Origin of the sequence: Micromonospora sp. WMMD1219, from assembly GCF_049315215.1 — a bacterium.
GTDB lineage: Bacteria > Actinomycetota > Actinomycetes > Mycobacteriales > Micromonosporaceae > Micromonospora > Micromonospora tulbaghiae.
Genome location: NZ_CP186057.1, coordinates 3,657,955 through 3,676,353 on the forward strand (window position 1 = coordinate 3,657,955; position 18,399 = coordinate 3,676,353).

Sequence of the window (18,399 nt, forward strand, 5' to 3'; positions counted from 1 at the left end):
GCCCCGCCGTCTCACGTTCCGACACGCCGACCGGGCGGTTGCGCCACGGGCGGGCGGGTCGAACGGCCATGATGGGCCTGTGGGGGAGGGACGAGACATCCAGGTGACCAGCGACCCGCCGGCCCGCCGTGCCCCGGCTGCCACGCCTCCGGCCGACCCGCCCGCGGCGCGCTGGGATCCGGCCGGTGGCCTGGCCGCGCTGCGCGGCCTGCTGGCCCGGCCGCTGGCCTCGTACTACCTGCTGCTGTCCAGCGCCGGCCTGCTGCTGCTGATCGGCCTCACCATGGTCTTCTCCGCCACGAGCGTGAAGGACTTCGCCGAGGGGGGCGACGCGTCCGCGTCGCTGACCAAGCAGGCGGTGTTCGCGGTGATCGGCATCGGCGCGTTCTGGGCCTGCCAGCGGCTGCCCGCGCGCACGTTCCGGGCGGTGAGCCGCCCGGCGCTCGGCGTGGCGGTGGCGCTGCTGCTCACGCTCAACCTGTTCGTCGCGCTGAACTCGCTGTTCGGGGTGACGGCGATCGGGCCGCTGCGGGCCGAACTCCTCTCGCTCTCCCTCGGCCCGATCTCGCTGCAACCGGTCGAGGTGGCGAAGTTCGCGCTGGTGCTGTGGGCGGCGCACGTGCTGGCCCGCAAGGGCGCCGCGCTGGGCTGGTGGAAGGAACTGGCCACCCCGCTGTTCCCGGTGGTGGGCCTGCTGTTCGTGCTGGTCGGCTTCAACGACCTGGGCAGCATGCTCTGCCTGCTGGCGCTCGTGGTCGGGCTGCTCTGGGCGGCCGGCGTGCGGGGCCGGGTCTTCGCCGCGCTCTCCGCGATCGGCCTGGCCGGCATCGGCCTGCTGGTGGCCGCCGCCTCGCTCGGCGCCGGCTCCGGCTCCCGGGACGCGGACAACTACCGGCTCGGCCGCCTCACCATGTGGCTCGACCCGCCGGACCCGAAGACCTGCTTCGAGCAGAAGCTGGACTACTGCTACCAGCTCGTGCAGGCCCGCTACGCGATCGGCAACGGCGGCTGGTTCGGCGTCGGCCTGGGCCAGAGCTCGCTGAAGTGGAACTACCTGCCCGAGGCGCACAACGACTTCATCTTCGCCATCGTCGCCGAGGAACTGGGCGTGGTCGGCTGCACGGTGGTCCTGACGCTGTTCGCCGTGCTCGCGTACACCGGGATGCGGATCGCCCGCCGGGTCGAGGACCCGTTCCGCCGGCTCGCCGCCGCCGGCGTGACCGCCTGGCTGGTCGGTCAGGCCGTCATCAACATCGGTGGCGTGACCGGCCTGCTGCCGCTGACCGGCGTACCGCTGCCGTTCATCTCCGACGGCGGCAGCGCCCTGGTGGTGACGCTCGCCGCGATCGGCATGCTCGCGTCGTTCGCCCGCGCGGAGCCGGACGCGGCGCGAGCGCTGCATGCCCGTCCGCCCGCCCGATGGGTCCGACTAGTGTGGGCCCCGTTGCCGCCGCTTCCCGGCCGGCGCCGTAAGCCGGCGTCGCCCCCGGCCGACCGAGGGTCCGTGCCCCGGTTCCGGCAGCGGCGGCAGGACGATCAGGCCGCGCCCCGCGGCGCCCGGCCCGACCGGGCGCGCTCCGGCGCGGCGAGCGAGAGGAGACGCTGATGGGTCCGCTGCGTTCGGTGGTGCTCTGCGGAGGGGGTACGGGCGGGCACATCTACCCGCTGCTCGCCTTCGCCGACTGCCTGCGCCGACACGACCCGAGCGTCCGGATCACCTGTCTGGGCACACCGAAGGGGCTGGAGAACGAGCTGATCCCGCCGGCCGGCTACGACCTGCGGCAGATCCCGGCCTACCAGCTTCCCCGGTCGGTCAACATGAGCCTGGTGCGTACCCCGGACCGGATGTGGAAGGCGGCGCGCGCGGCGGGCAAGGTGATCGACGAGGTCCAGGCCGACGCCGTGGTCGGCTTCGGCGGGTACGTCTCGGTGCCCGGTTACCTGGCCGCGTGGCGGCGGGAGCTGCCCATCGTCATCCACGAGGTGAACGTGCCGCCGGGTGTGGCGAACCGGCTCGGGATGAAGTTCACCAAGAACGTCGCTGTCGGCTTCCCGCACCAGCCGGCCCAGGCCGAGGCGCTGCGCGACGCCCGCGTGGTGGGCGTGCCGCTGCGCCGGGGCATCGCCGGGCTGGACCGGGCCGCGCTGCGCGACGCCGCCCGCGCCCACTTCGGACTCCGCCCCGACCTGCCGGTGCTGTTCGTCGCCGGCGGCTCGCAGGGCGCCCGCTCGATCAACCTGGCCGTATCCGGCGCGGCGAAGGAGCTGGCCCGCAACGGTGTGCAGGTGCTGCACGTCATCGGCGCCCGCAACGAGCCGATCTCCGTGCCCACCGACCTGCCGGTGCCGTACGTCACGCTGCCGTACCTGTCCGAGATGGAGCTGGGTTACGCCGCGGCCGACCTGATGCTGGCCCGCGGCGGCGCGATGACCTGCGCCGAGGTGGCCGCGATCGGCCTGCCCACCGTCTACGTGCCCTACCCGCACAGCAACCAGGAGCAGAAGCGCAACGCGCTGCCGGTGGTGGAGGCGGGCGGCGGCCTGCTCGTCGACGACGCCGAGATGACCCCGGCCTGGGTGGAGCGGACGGTGATCCCGCTGATCCGGGACCCGCAGCGCCTGTACGCGATGAGCCACGCCGCAGCCGGCTACGGCCGCCGCGACGGCGACGTGGCGTTGCTGAACTTCGTCTACGAGGCGGTTTCCCGCTGATGAGGGCAACCGCGACGGGAAGGTACGTCTGATGAACACCGCGCAGTTCACGCCCGCCGGCACCATGACGGCGGAGGACCTGGGCCGGATCCACCTGATCGGGGTGGGCGGCGTCGGGATGGCCGGCCTGGCCCGGCTCTTCCTGACCCGGGGCCTGCCGGTCTCCGGCAGCGAGCTGCGGGAGTGGCCGTCGCTGGCCGGCCTGCGGGCGCTCGGCGGCACCATCCACTCCAGCCACGAGGCGTCGAACCTCGACGGGGTGGACACGGTCGTCTACTCCTCGGCCATCCCGCAGGACCACCTGGAGATGGTCGAGGCGCGCCGCCGGGGTCTGCGGGTGCTGCACCGCTCCGAGGCGCTGGCCGCCGCGATGACCGGCCGCCGCACGGTGGCGGTGGCCGGCACCCACGGCAAGACGTCCACCACCTCGATGGTCACCATGGTGCTCCAGCAGGCCGGCACCGACCCGTCGTTCGTGATCGGCGGCGAGATCTCCGAGGTGGGTTCCGGGGCGCACCACGGCACCGGCGAGCACTTCGTGGTCGAGGCGGACGAGAGCGACCGCTCGTTCCTCATCTACCGGCCGTTCGTGTCGATCATCACGAACGTCGAGGCGGACCATCTCAACACCTACGGCGACCTGGCCACCCTGGAGGCGGCGTTCGCCGAGTTCGCCCGGCTCACCGACCCGGCCGGCTTCGTGATCACCTGCGCCGACGACGCGGGCGGGCGCTGGCTGGCCGAGACGCTGCGCGCCGAGGGCCGCCGGGTCTGGACGTACGGCGAATCCGCCGACGCGGACCTGCGGATGAGCGAGGTCGTGTCGTCCGCGCACGGGGTGCGCTACCAGGCCGAGGTCGAGGGCCGGGCGCTGGGTGAGATCCGGCTGCCCGTACCGGGCCGGCACATGGCGCTCAACAGCGCCGCCGCGGTGCTCGCCGCGTACCTGCTGGAACTGCCGGTGGCCGCGGCGGAGGCCGCGCTCGGCGCGTTCCCGGGCGTGCGGCGCCGTTTCGAGCGCAAGGGTGCCGCGGACGGCGTGCTGGTCTACGACGAGTACGCCTACCACCCGACCTCGATGACGCTGGCGTTGCAGACGCTGCGCGAGGTGGCCGGCGACGGCCGGCTGATCGTGGTGTTCCAGCCGTACCGGCTCTACCGCACCCGCGACAACCAGGCGGAGATCGCCGCCGCGCTCGGCATCGCCGACGAGGTGGTGCTGCTGGAGGTGTTCGGCCCCGGCGAGACGCGCCGCCCCGGCGAGGGCTCGGCCGCGCTGATCCAGGAGGTGTCGCTGCCGGCCGAGCGGAAGGTGTTCGTCGAGTCGTGGGACGACGTGCCGGCCGAGGTGGCCCGGCGGGCGCGGACCGGCGACGTGGTGGTGACCATGGGCGCCCCGCCGATCTCGCTGATGGGTGACCAGTTGCTCGACGCCCTGCTCGCCCGCTCCGCCGGGGGCACGGGGCTCGGCGCCGGCGTCGACCCGGACGGCGCGGCGACCCCGGCCGGATGAGTCCCGGTCCGGCCCGCGGCCGTACCCCCGGACCGGACGGCGGCGGCGGGCGGCGCAGCCCGGCCCGGCGCTGGCAGCTCGTGCGGGCGAACGCGGACGCCGTGCCGCCGTCGACCCGCCGGTTCATGGCCCGGGTCCGGCAGCGGCGGATGCGGGCGGCGCTGCCCTGGGCGGTCGCCGCCGCGGTGCTCGCCGTCGCGGGCCTGGTCGCGTGGACGGTGCTGGGCACCGGCCTGTTCGGCGTGCGCGAGGTACGGGTGGTCGGCGCGCGGCTGGTCACCCCGGTGCAGATCCGCGACGCCGCCGCGGTGCCGGACAACGCGCCGCTGGCCCGGGTGGACCTGGACGCGACCGCGCGCAAGGTCGGCACGCTGCCGCCGGTGGCCCGCGCCACGGTGGAGCGCCAGTGGCCGGACACGCTCGTGATCCGGGTGCAGGAGCGCACGCCGGTGGCAGCGGTGCCGCAGGGCGAGGGCTTCGTGGTCGTCGACGGCTCGGGCGTGGTGTTCCAGCGCCTGGGCCGGGTGCCGGACGGGTTGCCGCTGGTCAGGGTGGCCCGGCCGGGCCCCGACGACCCGGGTACGCGGGCCGGGCTGGCGGTGCTCGCCGCGCTGGGGGAGAAGCTGCGCGCGGAGCTGGTCGCGGTGGACGTGGCCGGGCTGGCCCGGATCACGCTGGTGCTGCGCGGGGAGCGTGAGGTCTTCTGGGGCGACGCCTCCCGCGGCACCGACAAGTCGACAGTGGCCACCGCGTTGCTGAGCCGCAAGGCGGACCGGATCGACGTCAGCGCGCCGGACGTGGTCACGTTCGAGTGACCCGTGGCTCAGCGAGCGGGTGATGTGTCCCCTGTCGCTCGGTCGGCGACACGCCGGAACAGGTCCTTGGCTCCTGGCGCGGCGGCGCATACGTTGCCCCGAAGAGATCAGTGGTTGACATAACTCTAAGCCTCTAGTAGAGGGTGAGGGTTCAGCCGTCGGAGGCCGCTGATCCGGCCAAGCCGTGTGGGGTCGGCCCATGCCAATCTCGAAGGGAAAGGACCGGAGATGACACCTCCGCACAACTACCTGGCGGTCATCAAGGTCGTCGGCATCGGGGGCGGCGGCGTCAACGCCGTCAACCGGATGATCGAGGTTGGGCTCAAGGGCGTCGAGTTCATCGCGATCAACACCGACGCGCAGGCGCTGCTGATGAGCGACGCCGACGTCAAGCTCGACGTGGGCCGGGAGCTGACCCGGGGGCTGGGCGCGGGCGCCAACCCGGACGTCGGCAAGAACGCCGCCGAGGACCACCGCGACGAGATCGAAGAGGTCCTCAAGGGCGCCGACATGGTGTTCGTGACCTGCGGCGAGGGTGGCGGCACCGGCACCGGCGGCGCGCCGGTCGTGGCGAACATCGCCCGCAAGCTCGGCGCGCTCACCATCGGCGTGGTCACCCGGCCGTTCTCGTTCGAGGGCAAGCGCCGGCAGGTCCAGGCCGAGGCGGGCATCGAGGAGCTGCGCAACCAGTGCGACACGCTCATCGTGATCCCGAACGACCGGCTGCTCGCGCTCGGCGACCGCAACATCTCCATGATGGACGCGTTCCGCACCGCGGACCAGGTGCTCCTCTCCGGTGTCCAGGGCATCACCGACCTGATCACCACGCCGGGTCTGATCAACCTGGACTTCGCCGACGTGAAGAGCGTGATGAGCGGCGCCGGCAGCGCCCTCATGGGCATCGGCAGCGCCCGGGGCGAGAACCGCGCCGTCGAGGCGGCCGAGGCGGCCATCTCCAGCCCGCTGCTGGAGCAGAGCATGGACGGCGCGCGCGGCGTGCTGCTGTCCATCGCCGGCGGATCGGACCTCGGCCTGTTCGAGATCAACGATGCGGCTCAGCTGGTCACCGACGCGGCCCACCCGGACGCGAACATCATCTTCGGCGCGGTCATCGACGACGCGCTCGGCGACGAGGTGCGGGTCACCGTGATCGCGGCGGGCTTCGACGGGGGCGCGCCGGCGTACAAGGCGGTGGAGCCGCCGCGCAAGAGCAACCAGAACCCCCCGGCCCAGCCGAACGCGCCGGTGAGCCCGCCGGCCACCATGCCGGCGCCGCAGCAGCCGTCGCGCCGGGTGCTCTTCGACGACGTCGACGTGCCCGACTTCCTCAAGAACGGGTCCTGAGCCGCGCCGATGACGGAGTCACAGACGGCGGTGCGGCCCGAGCGGCGCGCCGAACTCGCGGCCGGCCTGGCCCGGGTGCGGGCCCGCATCGCCGACGCCTGCGCCGCGGCCGGGCGGCAGCGCGACGAGGTCACACTGGTCGCGGTGACCAAGACGTATCCGGCGGCGGACGTGGTCGCGCTGGCCGGGCTCGGCGTGACCGACGTCGGGGAGAACCGCGACCAGGAGGCGGCGCCGAAGGCGGAGGCGGTGGCCGCCGCCGGGGCGGCGCCGCGCTGGCACTTCATCGGCCAGTTGCAGCGCAACAAGGCCCGCTCGGTGGTCCGGTACGCCGACGTGGTCCAGTCGGTGGACAGCGTCCGGCTGGCCGCCGCGCTGGACGCCGCCGCCGGCGCGGTCCGGGACCGGCCGCTGGACGTGCTGGTGCAGGTGAGCATCGACGGCGACGCGGCCCGGGGCGGGGCGCTGCCCGGCGCGGCCGATCCGCAGCGGGGGCTCGACCCGGTGGCCGCGGCGGTGGCCGGCGCCGACGGTCTGCGGCTGGCGGGCCTGATGGCGGTGGCGCCGCTGGGCTGGGAGCCGGACCGGGCGTTCGCCCGGCTGGCCGAGGTGGCGGCGGCGCTGCGGGCCGACCATCCGGGTGCGACGGTGCTGTCGGCGGGCATGAGCGGAGACCTGGAGAGCGCGATCGGTCACGGCGCGACACATGTCCGTGTCGGCAGCGCGTTGCTCGGAATGCGCCCTGCGCTGCGGTAGCCTCACCACGACGGAAGCAAATTACATCAGTGTTGTTCAGGACGGCGTTCCCGTAGCCGGGGGCCGTGACGGGCGGACCGCGAACCGCGCGTCAGGGGATTGCCGATCCGGTCCGGTGGGCATGATCGTCCACTCGTGATCAAGCGACACGGCACGGGGGCGCGTGCCGCACGGCGGACGGAAGGGCGCGGGGATGGGTGCACTGCGCAAGGCGGGGGTCTGGCTCGGTCTCGTCGAGGAGGACGACGAGCGGGCGTACGAGGACGGTGGCTACGACAAGGGTGGCTACCGGGACTCGTCGCGCTACCGGTCGAGCCGGTACGCCGAGGAGTTCGCCGACGAGGACGACGACGAGGCCGAGGAGCCGCCGACGACGCGGAGCCGGCTCGGCGACCGGGGCCGGCTGTCCGAGCGCGCCTCCAGCCGCGCGGTCGACGCCGACCGGGCCGAGTCCGAGCGCCCGGAGCGGGCCGAGCGGTCCAGCGTGCGGTCGATCACCCGGTCCTCCGCCGGTGACGCCTCGGGCGCCCTGACCTACCACACCCGCGACAACCTCGCGCTCGCGCCGCAGACCCAGCCGCGGGAGCGGGAGCGCGTGGCGCCGGAGGACGAGCAGCGCTACCAGATCACCACGCTGCACCCGACCACGTACCGCGAGGCGCGGACCATCGGCGAGCACTTCCGCGACGGCGTACCGGTGATCATCAATCTCACCGAGATGGACGAGGCGGACGCCCGCCGGCTCGTCGACTTCGCCGCCGGGCTCGCGTTCGGTCTGCGCGGTACGATCGAGCGCGTGACCAACCGGGTGTTCCTGCTCTCACCGGCCAACGTCCAGGTCACCGCGGAGGACAAGGCCAAGATCGCTGAGGGCGGCTTCTTCAGCCTGAGCTGAGCCGCACGACCGAGGGACGTCGCCTGCCGTGTTGTCGATCCTGTTCCAGGTGCTCTACCTGCTGCTGTACATCTTCCTAATTGTCCTTTTGGCGCGATTTGTTCTTGGGGCGGTGCTGGCCTATGGTCGCCGCTGGCAACCGGGACGGGGAGCGTCGGCGGGACTGGAAGTCGTGTGGAGCGTCACTGATCCGCCCCTGCGAGCGTTGAGGCGTGTGATCCCACCACTGCGAATTGGTACCGTGAGCATCGACCTGGCCTCCCTTGTGCTCCTGGTTATCCTGTTCGTGCTGATGGAGTTCGTGTTTAGGCGCCTGATCTTCGCGTTTGCCTGACCAGAGCGCTTTCGCGGCCGCAACTGACCCGAGGAGTTTCGATGCCGCTGACCCCGGCCGACGTCCACAACGTCGCCTTCAAAAAGCCGCCGATCGGCAAGCGGGGGTATGACGAGGAGGAGGTCGACGCCTTCCTGGACGAGGTCGAGCGTGAGCTGGCCCGTCTGATCGAGGAGAACAACGAGCTGCGCGCCCAGGTGGAGCGCGGCGGTCGGGGTGGCGCTCCCGCCGGCCCCGGCGGCGACGCCCGCCTCGCGGCGGAGCTCAACGACGTCAAGGCCCAGCTCGACCGGGTGCAGCGCGACAAGGCGGCCGCCGAGCAGGCGGCCCGCGCGATGCAGGCCGAGCTGGAGCAGGTCCGCACGCAGGGCGGCCCGGCCGGCGTGACCGGTGACGGCGAGCAGCAGGCGCTGCGGGTGCTCATGATGGCCCAGCGCACCGCCGACGACCACGTCTCCGACGCCCGTCGCGAGGCCGACCAGCTGCTCTCCGAGGCCCGTTCCAAGGCCGAGGAGGTCACCCGGGAGGCGCGCGCCAAGGCCGACGCCCTGGAGCGGGACGCCCGCCAGCGGCACCAGGAGGCCATGGGCGGCCTGGACGCCAAGCGCACCGCGCTGCAGAAGCACATCGAGGAGCTCAAGCAGTTCGAGCGCGAGTACCGCACCCGCCTCAAGGCGTACCTGGAGAGCCAGCTGCGTGACCTCGACGGTCGCGGCCAGGGTCTCGAGGTGGAGATGAACCGCTCCGAGGGCAACCGCGCCACCGGCAGCAACGGTCTCGCCGCGGCCGGCCTCGCCGGCTCCTACGGCGGTGGCCGCGCGGGCTCGCTCGAGTCCGGCCGCTGATCCCGCGTCGGTGGCCGTCCCCGTGACGGCCACCGACCGCCCAGACCGACACGACGCGGCCGGGGGTGAGCCGTGGTAGCCGCCAGCATCCTGCTCATCCTCGTCGCGGTCGTGCTGCTGATCGCCGGCCTCGCCGGCGGATCCAGCCTCCTGCTCATCGTCTCGATCGCGGCCAGCCTGCTGTCCGCCGTCGCCTTCGTCGCGTTCGCCCGCCAGGCAGCCGCGGCACGGGCCACGGCCGGCCGGGAGGCCGGGCCGCGACCGCGGACCGCGCACACCGTCCCGTCCCCGGACGAACCGGTGAGCCCGGTCCCGCACCACACGTCCACGGTCGGCGCCGGTGGATCCGGGTGGCGGCAACCGCCCGGGTCGCCGGTGACCGAGCCGGACGACGCCCCGCCGCCGGCCGCGTACTCGCCGCCGGCCGAGCCGTTCGACGCCGGGCCGTACGAGCCGGCCACCGGGCCGCTCGACACCGAGGCCGCCGCGGGCCCGTACACGACGGCGTTCGACGCCGAACCCGCCGCCGGGCCGTACACGGCGCCGGATCCGGTGGTCGCGGACTCGGCGCCCTACTCGCCGCCCGGCCCGCGGACGCCGGAGACCGCGCGGCCCACCTCGCCCGCACCGGGCGAGGCGTTCGACGGCGACCCGCCGGCCGAGTTCCTCTCCACCGGTGAGGTCTCCCGGCTGGTCCGGCTGCCCGGCGAGGTCCTGGTGGTCGACGGCCACCCCCGCTTCCACCTGCCCGACTGCCCGCACCTGGTGGGCCGGGAGGACGAACCGCTGCCGGTCGCCGAGGCGGTCGCGCTGGGCTTCACCCCGTGCGCGCACTGCGCCGCCGCCACCACCCTGCTCGCCGAGGCCCGGCCGCGCTGACCATGACGATCGCGGACGACACACTCACCGTCGCGGTGCGGGTGAAGCCCGGAGCGGCCCGCGCCCGGGTGGGCGGGCGGTTCGACGGGCCGTACGGTCCGGCGCTCGTCGTCGCGGTGCACGCGCCCGCTGTGGACGGCCGCGCCACCGAGGCGGCCCGGCGCGCACTCGCCGACGCGCTCGGCGTCCGGCCGGCGACCGTGTCCCTGCGGTCCGGCGCGGCCAGCCGCGACAAGCTGTTCCTGGTCGAGCGCCCGCACGACGGGCTGCCCGAGGTGCTGCGCCGGCTGCGCGACGGCAGCACGGCGTGAGGTCCGGTCGGGCCGGCCGGCGATGACCCCGGGGCTCGACGTCGCGCTGCTCGTGGGCGCCGCCGTGCTGCTGGTCGCGGTGGGCGCGGTGCGGTTCTCCACCCGGCTCGGCGTACCCAGTCTGCTGGTCTACCTGGCGCTCGGCGTGCTGCTCGGCGAGGCCGGCCTGGGCATCCGGTTCGACGACGTCGAGCTGACCCGGGTGCTCGGCTTCTGCGCGCTCATCGTGATCATCGCGGAGGGCGGCCTGACCGCGCGGTGGAGCACGTTGCGGCCGGTGCTGGGCCTGGCTGCGGCGCTGTCCACGGTCGGCGTCGTGGTCAGCATCGTGGTCGTCGGCGTGGTGGTGCACCTGCTGCTCGGCCTGGACTGGCGGCTGTCGCTGCTCTACGGCGCGGTGCTCTCCTCGACCGACGCCGCGGCCGTGTTCGCCACGCTGCGCCGGTTGCGCCTGCCGCCCCGGCTGGTGGCCGCGCTGGAGGCCGAGTCCGGGGTGAACGACGCCCCGGTCGTGCTGCTGGTGCTGCTGCTGTCCCGCGCCGGGGTCGAGGCCCACCACCCCTGGTGGTACGAGGTGCTGCTGCTCGGCTACGAGCTGAGCACCGGCGCGGCGGTCGGGGTCGGCGCCGGGCTGGCCGGCCGGTACGCGCTGCGCCGGGCCGCGCTGCCGTCGGCCGGCCTGTACCCGATCGCGGTGGTCGGCTTCACCGTGCTGGCGTACGCGGCCGGCTCGGTGCTGCACGCCTCGGGCTTCCTCGCCGTGTACGTCGCGGGTGTCCTGCTCGGCAACTCGCGGCTGCCGCACCGACAGGCCATCCTCGGCTTCGCCGACGGGCTGGCCTGGCTGGCCCAGATCGGCCTGTTCGTGCTGCTCGGCCTGCTGGTCTCGCCGAGCCGGCTGGACGCGGCGGTGCTGCCGGCCGTGATCACCGGGCTGGCGCTGCTGCTGCTCGCCCGGCCGCTGTCGGTGGCGGTGTCCGCGCTGCCCTTCCGGGTGAACCTGCGCGAGCAGCTCTTCCTGTCCTGGGCCGGGCTGCGCGGCGCGGTGCCGGTCGTGCTGGCGACCATCCCGCTGTCGCTGCACGTGCCGGGGGCGGACCGCCTGTTCGACGCCGTCTTCGTCCTGGTGGTGATCTTCACGTTGCTCCAGGCCGGGACGCTGGCGCCGGCGGCGCGCCGGCTGGGCGTGACCGCGCCGGCCGAGGCGAGCGAGATCCTGCTGGAGACCGCCCCGCTGGAACGGATGCGCGCGGACCTGCTCCAGCTGGAGGTGCCGGCCGGGTCGCGGCTGGCCGGGGTGCACGTGGACGAGCTGCGGCTGCCGGTCGGCGCCGCTGTGACGCTCGTGCTGCGTGACGGCGTCGGTTTCGTGCCGGGCGCCGACACCCGGCTCAAGGTCGGGGACAGCCTGCTCATCGTCGCCACCGCGGGCGTACGGGACGAGACCGAGCGGCGGCTGCGGGCGGTGAGCCGCCGGGGCCGGCTGGCGAGGTGGTTCGGGGAGTACGGCGAGGAGCCGGCGCGCTGATCTGCTACCGTTCGTTTTGCCCCGATTGATGGCAGTCCGGGGCGGATACGTGGGACGACGGTGCGGCACGTTGTCGGACGCCTGTACGTTCCGTATTCTTGCCAACCTCCGGAGTGCACGGCGGACCCGCTCGCCGTGCACCCTTCCGTACGCGGACGGCGCCGACGACGGCGTCCCCGCCCACGCACCGCTGACCGCCGCTCCGTGCGGCTGAGGGAGCTGACGATGGCGAAGCCAGCCGACACCAGGACGGCCGGTCGCAAGCCGGTGGCGAAGGCCACCCGCAGCGCGGCGGAGACCGAGAAGATCCGGGCCGCCCTGGCGGCACGGCGGGACGAGCTGAACGCCGAGTACGATCAGACGCTGAGCGAGATCACCGAGCTGCAGCGCGATCGGCTGACCGACTCGGCCGGGGACGACCAGGCCGACACCGGCACCAAGACGTTCGAGCGGGAGCAGGAGATCTCTCTCGCCAACAGCATCAAGGAACGGATCACGCAGGTCGAGCGCGCGCTTGAGCGCCTCGACGAGGGTGGCTACGGCTGGTGCGAGCGGTGCGGCAACCCGATCCCGGTGGAGCGGCTCGCCGCGTTCCCGTCGGCCACCCTCTGCGTGACGTGCAAGCAGCTGGAGGAGCGGCGCTGATCACCGCTCCCCGGCGGCCGTACGGCAGACGGTGACCACACCGTCGCGAGCGTCGATGGGGAGCAGATGACCGCAGCACCGCCCGCCGGGGCCGGCACCACCGAGTCGGGCGCCGGCGCGCCCCGCCGTAAGGCCGTCGGCCTGCTGCTCGGCGTGTCCCTGTTCTCGCTGCTGGCGGATCTCGGCACGAAGCAGCTCGCGCTCGCCGAGCTGACCGGCCGGGAACCGGTGTCGCTGCTCGGCGGCGCGGTCTATTTCAGCCTCACCCGCAACAGCGGCGCGGCCTGGAGCATCGGCTCCGACCACACCTGGGTCTTCCCGATCATCACGTTCGTGGTGATCGGATGGATCACCTGGATGGCGTTGCGGCTGCGCTCGCTGCCCTGGGCGGTGTCGCTGGGCCTGGTGCTGGGCGGTGCGCTGGGCAACCTGATCGACCGGATCTTCCGCGCGCCCGGCCACTTCGTCGGCCACGTGGTCGACATGATCAGCCTCTTCGACCCGTACGGCCAGGTCTGGCCGGTGTTCAACCTGGCCGACAGCTCGCTGGTGTGCGGCGTGGTGCTCGCGGTCTTCCTGGAGCTGACCGGCCGCCAGCGCGACGGCTCCCGGCTGCGCGACGAGAAGCGCGACGCCGCCGCCCCGGCCGAGCAGCGGGAGAGCGCGTGACCTCCGCGTTCGCCGCCGCCGGCGACACCCGCTCCCTGCCCGTGCCCGACGGCCTCGACGGGATGCGCCTGGACCAGGCCGTGGCCCGGCTGTTCGGGCTCTCCCGTACCGCCGCCGCCGGCCTGATCGACGCCGGCGACGCGCTCGTCGACGGGGTGGCCCGGCCCAACTCGCACAAGGTCAAGGCGGGCTCGTGGCTGGAGGTCACGCTGCCCGCGCCGCCGGCGCCGCCGACCGTGGTGCCGCAGGCGGTGCCCGGCCTGACCGTGGTGTACGCCGACGACGACATCGTGGTGGTCGACAAGCCGGTCGGGGTGGCGGCGCACCCGAGCCCGGGCTGGACCGGCCCCACCGTGATCGGCGGGCTGGCCGGCATCGGCCACCGGATCTCCACGAGCGGCGCCGCCGAACGGCAGGGCGTGGTGCACCGGCTCGACGTGGGCACCACCGGGATCATGGCGGTGGCCAAGAGTGAGCGCGCGTACACCGCGTTGAAGCGGGCGTTCAAGTTCCGCGAGGTGGAGAAGCGCTACCACGCCGTGGTGCAGGGCCACCCGGACCCGCTGAGCGGCACCATCGACGCGCCGATCGACAGGCACCCGCACCACGACTACCGCTGGGCGGTGGTCTCCGGCGGCAAGCCGAGCATCACGCACTACGACACGATCGAGGCGTTTCCCGCCGCCAGCCTGCTCGACGTGCGGCTGGAGACCGGGCGGACGCACCAGATCCGGGTGCACTTCTCCAGCATGCGGCACCCCTGCGTGGGCGACCTGACCTACGGCGCGGACCCGACGCTGTCGGCCCGGCTGGGGCTGGCCCGGCAGTGGTTGCACGCCCGCTCGCTGAGCTTCGCGCACCCGGGCACCGGCGACGAGGTGACGTTCGTCAGCGAGTACCCGGACGACCTGGCCCGGGCGCTGGAGATCCTGCGCGACTGACGTGAGCGACGATCCCGCGCCACCGCGCCGGTCCCGGTCCGCCGCGCTGACCTGGGTCGCGCTGGCCTGCGCGCTCGTCGTGCTGGTGGTGGCCGTGGCGCAGCGGCGGGACCGCCCGGTGAGCGACCGCACGGTCGGCGAGGTGACCCGGGTCGGCGTGACCGACGGCGCGAGCATCGCGGCGTACCTGCGCGCCGCCGGGGACGAACTGGCCCGCCTCGACGCGCCCGACGGCTACGCGCTCGTGTCGTTCGCCGACTACCTGACCCCGGCGCGGGCGGCCGCCGCGCTGGACGGCACGCGGGTCTCGGCTGTGGTGGCGCGGGTGCCGCTGCCCGGCCGGCAGACCGAGATCGTCCGGATCGCGGCACTGCGCCTGCCGCAGGACGTGGTGGCCGGGATGGCCGGCGTCGCGACCCGCAAGGACCGGGAGGCCGCGGACTACCGGTCCCGCGCCGCCGCGACCACAGCCGATCCGGAGCTGCGCCGGGTGTACGACAGCGGCGCCGAGGTCGCCGCCCGTGAGGCGCAGGCGTACCGGGCGGGCTGCGCCTGCGTCTACGCCGCGGTGGTCAGTGCCGCGCCGGACGCCCTGCGCGCGCTCGCCGGTCGTCCGGGCGTGCGGGTGGTGGACCCGGCGCCGGAGGTGACCCGTCTGGACCGGACCGTGTTCACCCCGCCGCTGCCCGAGCAGCGTGACGTGGTCCGGCCGCCGGCCGACACCGGGCCGGCCGGGGCAGGCGGAATGGGCGATTCGTCGGAAGCCGCACGGACGGTGAGCGAACCTTCACCCACCGCCCCCGCGTCCGTCGCCGGCTCCGGGACACCCAATCCCGCTCCCACCTCCTGAGACACCGGGGCACGCGGCGACCGGGCCGATCCCATGGTGCGGCGGGCCACCGGGCGATGTGCGGCGCGGGGAGTGGTCCGAATAGGGTTTCGTTCGTAGCCTGTCAGGCGGAGATCGATGGGCTGGGGGAGGGCGAATCCTTGGACGGCAGCGAGACCGGCTGGGGTCGGCAGGGCGAGCCGGCACCGCGGTGGCGGGCGCTGCTCGACCGGGCCCGGCTCGGCGGTCGCGGCGCGGAGCACGCCGACGCCGACCGGCACGTCGAGGAGCAACCGGCGCCGCCGCCCGACCCGCTGCCCCGCCGTGGCGCGGGCACCGGGTGGACCGGCCGCGCCACCGCCGTCGGCCGCGCCCCCGACGGGTCGTACGGCGCCGAGCCCGGTTACCGGGCCGAGGCCACGTTCCGGGTCGACCCGGCCTTCCGCGCCGATCCCCGGCACGACGGCGAGCCGGCCTACCGGGCCGAACCGGCGTACCGCAGCGACCCCGAGCCGTCCTGGCGCGCCGGGCAGCCCTACCCGCCCGACCCGTCCTGGCGCGCCGACCCGTCGTTCGCGCCCGACCCGTCGTTCGCGCCCGAGCAGCCCTTCACCGCCGAGCCACGCCCGGAACCGTCCTGGCGGCCCGAGCCGGCCCGTCCAGAGCCGCGCGGCCGGGCCGAGGCGCCGGCCGAGTCCCGGTACTCCCTTCTCGACGGCGGCTACCGGCCCGCGCCGCCCCCGCCGGAGTCCCGCTACGCGCTGCTCGACCGGGGCCGCTACCGGCCGGACACGCCGCCCGCACCGGAGCCGGTGGTGCCCGCGCCCCGCCGCCCGCTGGAGGGCCGCTCCGGCCGGGTCGACGCGGCCCAGGTGCAGTGGCGCGCCCCGGAGCCGGACCCGGAACTCGAACGGGCGACCGGCGTGCTGCGCCGCGAGCTGGGCACCCCCCGGGTGCTCGCGTTCGCAAACCCCAAGGGGGGAGTGCACAAGACCACCGCGACGGTGCTCGCCGCCGCGACGGTGGGCAGCGTACGCGGGCGCGGCGTGCTCGCCTGGGACGACAACGAGCTGCGCGGCACGCTCGGTCTGCGGGCCGGCAGCGCCCGGCACGCCCGCACCATCCGCCACCTGGTCCACGACCTGGCGCAGATCGAGATCCTCGAGGGCAACACGCTGCTGTCGCACCTCGACGACTACCTGCGGCACGCCTCCGACGGCTCGTACGACGTGCTGGCCGGCGAGGAGAGCCCGCGCTTCGCCCAGCGGCTCGACCAGTTCACCGTCAAGCGGGTGCTGGAGCTGCTGCGCCGCACCCACGAGGTGGTCTGCGTGGACACCGGCAACAACGTGGAGAGCCCGAACTGGCGCACCGTCATGCAGGCCGCCGACCAGCTCGTGGTGACCACGGTGCCGCGCGAGGACGCGGCGTTCAGCGCGGACTGGATGCTCGACCTGCTGCACGAGGTGGGCATGGGCGAGCTGGCCGACAACGCGGTCACGCTGATCTCCTGCCCCACGCCGGGGCGTACCTCGTTGCAGGACGACCTGGAACGGCACTTCGCCACCCGGACCCGCGCGGTCGCCGTGGTGCCGTACGACCCGGCGCTGGAGACCGGCTCCTCGATCGAGTACCACCAGCTCCAGGCCGAGACCCGCAACGCCTGGCTCAAGGCGGCAGCGGTGATGCTGGAACCGTTCGCGCGCTGAGGCGCCGACCACCGCCCCGCGCCGTGCCCGGGCCTGAGAGGATCAACGGGTGAGTCCGGACACCCCTGAGCCCGAGCGGGCGCGCGAGCGCACCGACGGCACCGACGCGCGTACCGGCGACGCCCCACGGCCCGGCGATGCCCCGCGTCCCGGCGGCGCGTGGCCCGCGCGCGAGCAGCCGCCCGGCTGGCCCGGTGGCCTGCCGGTGCCCGCCGGCACGCCGGTCACCGCGCCCGGCGCCGACCCGCTCGCCGGGCATCCCGGCGTGGTGGCGGAGCTGCCCGGCGCCACCCGGTCCGGCCGCCCGCTGCTCACCACCCTCGGCGTGGTCGCGCTGCTCACCGCGCTCGGCGTGCCGCTCGGGCTGCTGTGGGCGTGGGCGGCGCCCGAGACGCCGGTACGGCAGACCCCGGCCGGCGCGGTCTACGCGACCACGCAGCCGGAGCAGCCGATCGCCGCGGACGGCTGGTTCAGCCTCCTGACGCTCGGCTTCGGTGTGCTCGCCGCGATCGCCCTGTGGGTGCTGCTGCGCCGCCGGCGCGGCCCGGCCGGCCTGGTCGCGGTGACGCTCGGCGGTCTCGGCGCGGCGGTGGTGGCCTGGCAGGTCGGCCGTCGGATCGGGCTGTCGACGTTCCAGCGGCTGGTGGAGACCGCGCCGCCGGGCACCGCGTTCACCAAGCCGGTCGACCTGCGCGCCGGCGGCGTCGACTGGTACGGCCCGCTGCCGTTGCCGCACGGGAACCTGCTGCTCGCCGCGTTCGGCGCGGCAGTCACGTACACGCTGCTGGCGGGCTGGTCGCGGTGGCCGTCGCTGCGGCCGGAGCCGGAGCCCGACGCGGCCTGGCCGTCGCCTCCGCCCGGGTTCAATTCGGCGCCGGGGGACCAGCCAGCTCGCTGAGCGGCACCGGCACCGCGCGCACCTGCCGCAGCAACGCCGTCTCCCGGTTGAGCAGGCGCAGCTCGGCGCGCAGCCGGCCGGCGGTGTCGTCGACGGCGAGCAGCCGCTGCCGGTCGGCGACGGTCAGCGCGGCGGTCGCGGCGACCAGGTGCGACAGGACCGTCGGGTCCTCCGGCAACTGCTCGGTGATCTCCTGCTGGTCCGGCCGGATCAGGCCCAGGTACTGCCGGAACACCGAGATCACCCGGGCCGCCAGCAGGTCGGAGACCTCGTCCGGGCCGTCCGGCTCCGGCAGCCACTCCACCTCGGCGGTGAGGTACGGCTCGGCGGAGTCGTCGACCTCGGCGACCCGGAACCGCCGCCGCCCGACGGTGACGATGTCGAAGCCGCCGTCGGCCAGCTCGGTGACCTGCCGCAGCTCGGCGGTGCAGCCGACCTCGTGCAGCGTCACCTCGCCGCCGGCCGGCCCGGAACGCCCCGGCGGCCCGGCCGGCGCGACCTCCCAGCCGGCCTGGATCGCCACCACGCCGAACTCGCGCGGCGCGCCCTCGGGCAGCCCCACGAGGTGGCGCACCAGCGCCTTGTAGCGCTCCTCGAAGATGTGCAGCGGAAGGACCAGCCCGGGGAAGAGGACGGTCCCGAGCGGGAACACCGGCAGCCGTGCGCTCACGTGATCGAGCGTATCGCCAACCCGCCCGCCCGCGCGTGTCCCGGCTCACCGTCCCGGCGTGCGGGCGGGCCCGGCCGGTGACACCGGCGGCGGCCTAGACTCGCAG

19 protein-coding genes are annotated in these 18,399 nt (G+C 74.6%); 18 read left to right on the top strand and 1 reads right to left on the bottom strand.

Annotated elements, in window-relative coordinates:
• The first annotated feature begins 190 nt into the window (after window positions 1-190).
• The 18 genes from ACN27C_RS17675 to ACN27C_RS17760 all read left to right on the top strand — a co-directional run bounded on the left by ACN27C_RS17675 (window position 191) and on the right by ACN27C_RS17760 (window position 17,623).
• Window positions 191-1,606, top strand: a complete 1,416-nt coding sequence (locus ACN27C_RS17675; RefSeq protein ID WP_422751639.1) for an FtsW/RodA/SpoVE family cell cycle protein — start codon at window positions 191-193, stop codon at window positions 1,604-1,606.
• Complete coding sequence (gene murG / locus ACN27C_RS17680; RefSeq protein ID WP_121684257.1) at window positions 1,606-2,712, top strand: undecaprenyldiphospho-muramoylpentapeptide beta-N-acetylglucosaminyltransferase; 1,107 nt, start codon at window positions 1,606-1,608, stop codon at window positions 2,710-2,712. The genes ACN27C_RS17675 and murG overlap by 1 nt, the downstream gene beginning before the upstream one ends.
• Window positions 2,713-2,743: 31 nt before the next feature.
• A complete protein-coding gene (gene murC, locus ACN27C_RS17685) occupies window positions 2,744-4,225 on the top strand; it encodes a UDP-N-acetylmuramate--L-alanine ligase (protein ID WP_422746844.1) in 1,482 nt (493 codons plus the stop codon).
• Window positions 4,222-5,040, top strand: coding sequence for a cell division protein FtsQ/DivIB (locus tag ACN27C_RS17690; RefSeq protein ID WP_422746846.1), 819 nt, complete (start codon window positions 4,222-4,224; stop codon window positions 5,038-5,040). Before murC ends, ACN27C_RS17690 begins: the two co-directional genes overlap by 4 nt.
• A gap of 228 nt (window positions 5,041-5,268) precedes the next feature.
• Window positions 5,269-6,384 (top strand): cell division protein FtsZ, encoded by a 1,116-nt coding sequence (ftsZ, locus tag ACN27C_RS17695; protein ID WP_030500246.1) that lies wholly within the window; start codon window positions 5,269-5,271, stop codon window positions 6,382-6,384.
• Window positions 6,385-6,393: 9 nt separating this feature from the next.
• Entirely contained in the window at window positions 6,394-7,140 is a 747-nt protein-coding gene (locus ACN27C_RS17700) for a YggS family pyridoxal phosphate-dependent enzyme (RefSeq protein ID WP_120568828.1), read from the top strand.
• Between the two features lie 193 nt (window positions 7,141-7,333).
• A complete protein-coding gene (locus ACN27C_RS17705) occupies window positions 7,334-8,035 on the top strand; it encodes a cell division protein SepF (protein WP_091331125.1) in 702 nt (233 codons plus the stop codon).
• Between the two features lie 28 nt (window positions 8,036-8,063).
• On the top strand, window positions 8,064-8,369 hold the full coding sequence (locus ACN27C_RS17710) for a YggT family protein (protein WP_013287596.1): 306 nt from the start codon (window positions 8,064-8,066) through the stop codon (window positions 8,367-8,369).
• A gap of 41 nt (window positions 8,370-8,410) precedes the next feature.
• Window positions 8,411-9,214: a DivIVA domain-containing protein gene (locus ACN27C_RS17715; protein WP_091331126.1), complete on the top strand. Its 804-nt coding sequence runs from the start codon at window positions 8,411-8,413 to the stop codon at window positions 9,212-9,214.
• Window positions 9,215-9,286: 72 nt separating this feature from the next.
• Window positions 9,287-10,093, top strand: a complete 807-nt coding sequence (locus ACN27C_RS17720; protein ID WP_422746849.1) for a hypothetical protein — start codon at window positions 9,287-9,289, stop codon at window positions 10,091-10,093.
• A gap of 2 nt (window positions 10,094-10,095) precedes the next feature.
• A complete protein-coding gene (locus ACN27C_RS17725; RefSeq protein WP_120568830.1) occupies window positions 10,096-10,404 on the top strand; it encodes a DUF167 domain-containing protein in 309 nt (102 codons plus the stop codon).
• Between the two features lie 22 nt (window positions 10,405-10,426).
• Window positions 10,427-11,932, top strand: a complete 1,506-nt coding sequence (locus ACN27C_RS17730; protein WP_120568831.1) for a potassium/proton antiporter — start codon at window positions 10,427-10,429, stop codon at window positions 11,930-11,932.
• 225 nt (window positions 11,933-12,157) lie between these two features.
• Window positions 12,158-12,577 carry a TraR/DksA family transcriptional regulator gene (locus ACN27C_RS17735; protein ID WP_018785248.1) on the top strand — a complete coding sequence of 140 codons (420 nt, stop codon included), beginning with the start codon at window positions 12,158-12,160 and terminating at the stop codon, window positions 12,575-12,577.
• Window positions 12,578-12,643: 66 nt separating this feature from the next.
• The gene (gene lspA / locus ACN27C_RS17740) at window positions 12,644-13,246 is read left to right on the top strand and encodes a signal peptidase II (protein ID WP_121684259.1); all 603 of its coding nucleotides are present in this window, start codon (window positions 12,644-12,646) and stop codon (window positions 13,244-13,246) included.
• The gene (locus ACN27C_RS17745; RefSeq protein WP_357897258.1) at window positions 13,243-14,187 is read left to right on the top strand and encodes an RluA family pseudouridine synthase; all 945 of its coding nucleotides are present in this window, start codon (window positions 13,243-13,245) and stop codon (window positions 14,185-14,187) included. The genes lspA and ACN27C_RS17745 overlap by 4 nt, the downstream gene beginning before the upstream one ends.
• 1 nt (window position 14,188) lies before the next feature.
• Entirely contained in the window at window positions 14,189-15,037 is an 849-nt protein-coding gene (locus ACN27C_RS17750; protein ID WP_422746853.1) for a hypothetical protein, read from the top strand.
• 140 nt (window positions 15,038-15,177) lie between these two features.
• The gene (locus ACN27C_RS17755; RefSeq protein WP_357897262.1) at window positions 15,178-16,725 is read left to right on the top strand and encodes an ATPase; all 1,548 of its coding nucleotides are present in this window, start codon (window positions 15,178-15,180) and stop codon (window positions 16,723-16,725) included.
• 49 nt (window positions 16,726-16,774) lie between these two features.
• Window positions 16,775-17,623 carry a DUF2567 domain-containing protein gene (locus ACN27C_RS17760; protein ID WP_120568836.1) on the top strand — a complete coding sequence of 283 codons (849 nt, stop codon included), beginning with the start codon at window positions 16,775-16,777 and terminating at the stop codon, window positions 17,621-17,623.
• Here ACN27C_RS17760 and ACN27C_RS17765 read toward each other — a convergent pair.
• Entirely contained in the window at window positions 17,589-18,293 is a 705-nt protein-coding gene (locus tag ACN27C_RS17765; protein WP_120568837.1) for an LON peptidase substrate-binding domain-containing protein, read from the bottom strand. The genes ACN27C_RS17760 and ACN27C_RS17765 overlap by 35 nt on opposite strands.
• Window positions 18,294-18,399: the final 106 nt, after the last annotated feature.

What these genes read in the sequence shown, in the direction of transcription:
- ACN27C_RS17705 (WP_091331125.1), top strand. Translation starts at nt 7,334, where the DNA reads ATGGGTGCACTGCGCAAGGCGGGGGTCTGGCTCGGTCTCGTCGAGGAG.
- ftsZ (WP_030500246.1), top strand. Translation starts at nt 5,269, where the DNA reads ATGACACCTCCGCACAACTACCTGGCGGTCATCAAGGTCGTCGGCATC.
- ACN27C_RS17735 (WP_018785248.1), top strand. Translation starts at nt 12,158, where the DNA reads ATGGCGAAGCCAGCCGACACCAGGACGGCCGGTCGCAAGCCGGTGGCG.
- ACN27C_RS17700 (WP_120568828.1), top strand. Translation starts at nt 6,394, where the DNA reads ATGACGGAGTCACAGACGGCGGTGCGGCCCGAGCGGCGCGCCGAACTC.
- ACN27C_RS17730 (WP_120568831.1), top strand. Translation starts at nt 10,427, where the DNA reads ATGACCCCGGGGCTCGACGTCGCGCTGCTCGTGGGCGCCGCCGTGCTG.
- lspA (WP_121684259.1), top strand. Translation starts at nt 12,644, where the DNA reads ATGACCGCAGCACCGCCCGCCGGGGCCGGCACCACCGAGTCGGGCGCC.
- ACN27C_RS17690 (WP_422746846.1), top strand. Translation starts at nt 4,222, where the DNA reads ATGAGTCCCGGTCCGGCCCGCGGCCGTACCCCCGGACCGGACGGCGGC.
- murG (WP_121684257.1), top strand. Translation starts at nt 1,606, where the DNA reads ATGGGTCCGCTGCGTTCGGTGGTGCTCTGCGGAGGGGGTACGGGCGGG.
- ACN27C_RS17725 (WP_120568830.1), top strand. Translation starts at nt 10,096, where the DNA reads ATGACGATCGCGGACGACACACTCACCGTCGCGGTGCGGGTGAAGCCC.
- murC (WP_422746844.1), top strand. Translation starts at nt 2,744, where the DNA reads ATGAACACCGCGCAGTTCACGCCCGCCGGCACCATGACGGCGGAGGAC.
- ACN27C_RS17715 (WP_091331126.1), top strand. Translation starts at nt 8,411, where the DNA reads ATGCCGCTGACCCCGGCCGACGTCCACAACGTCGCCTTCAAAAAGCCG.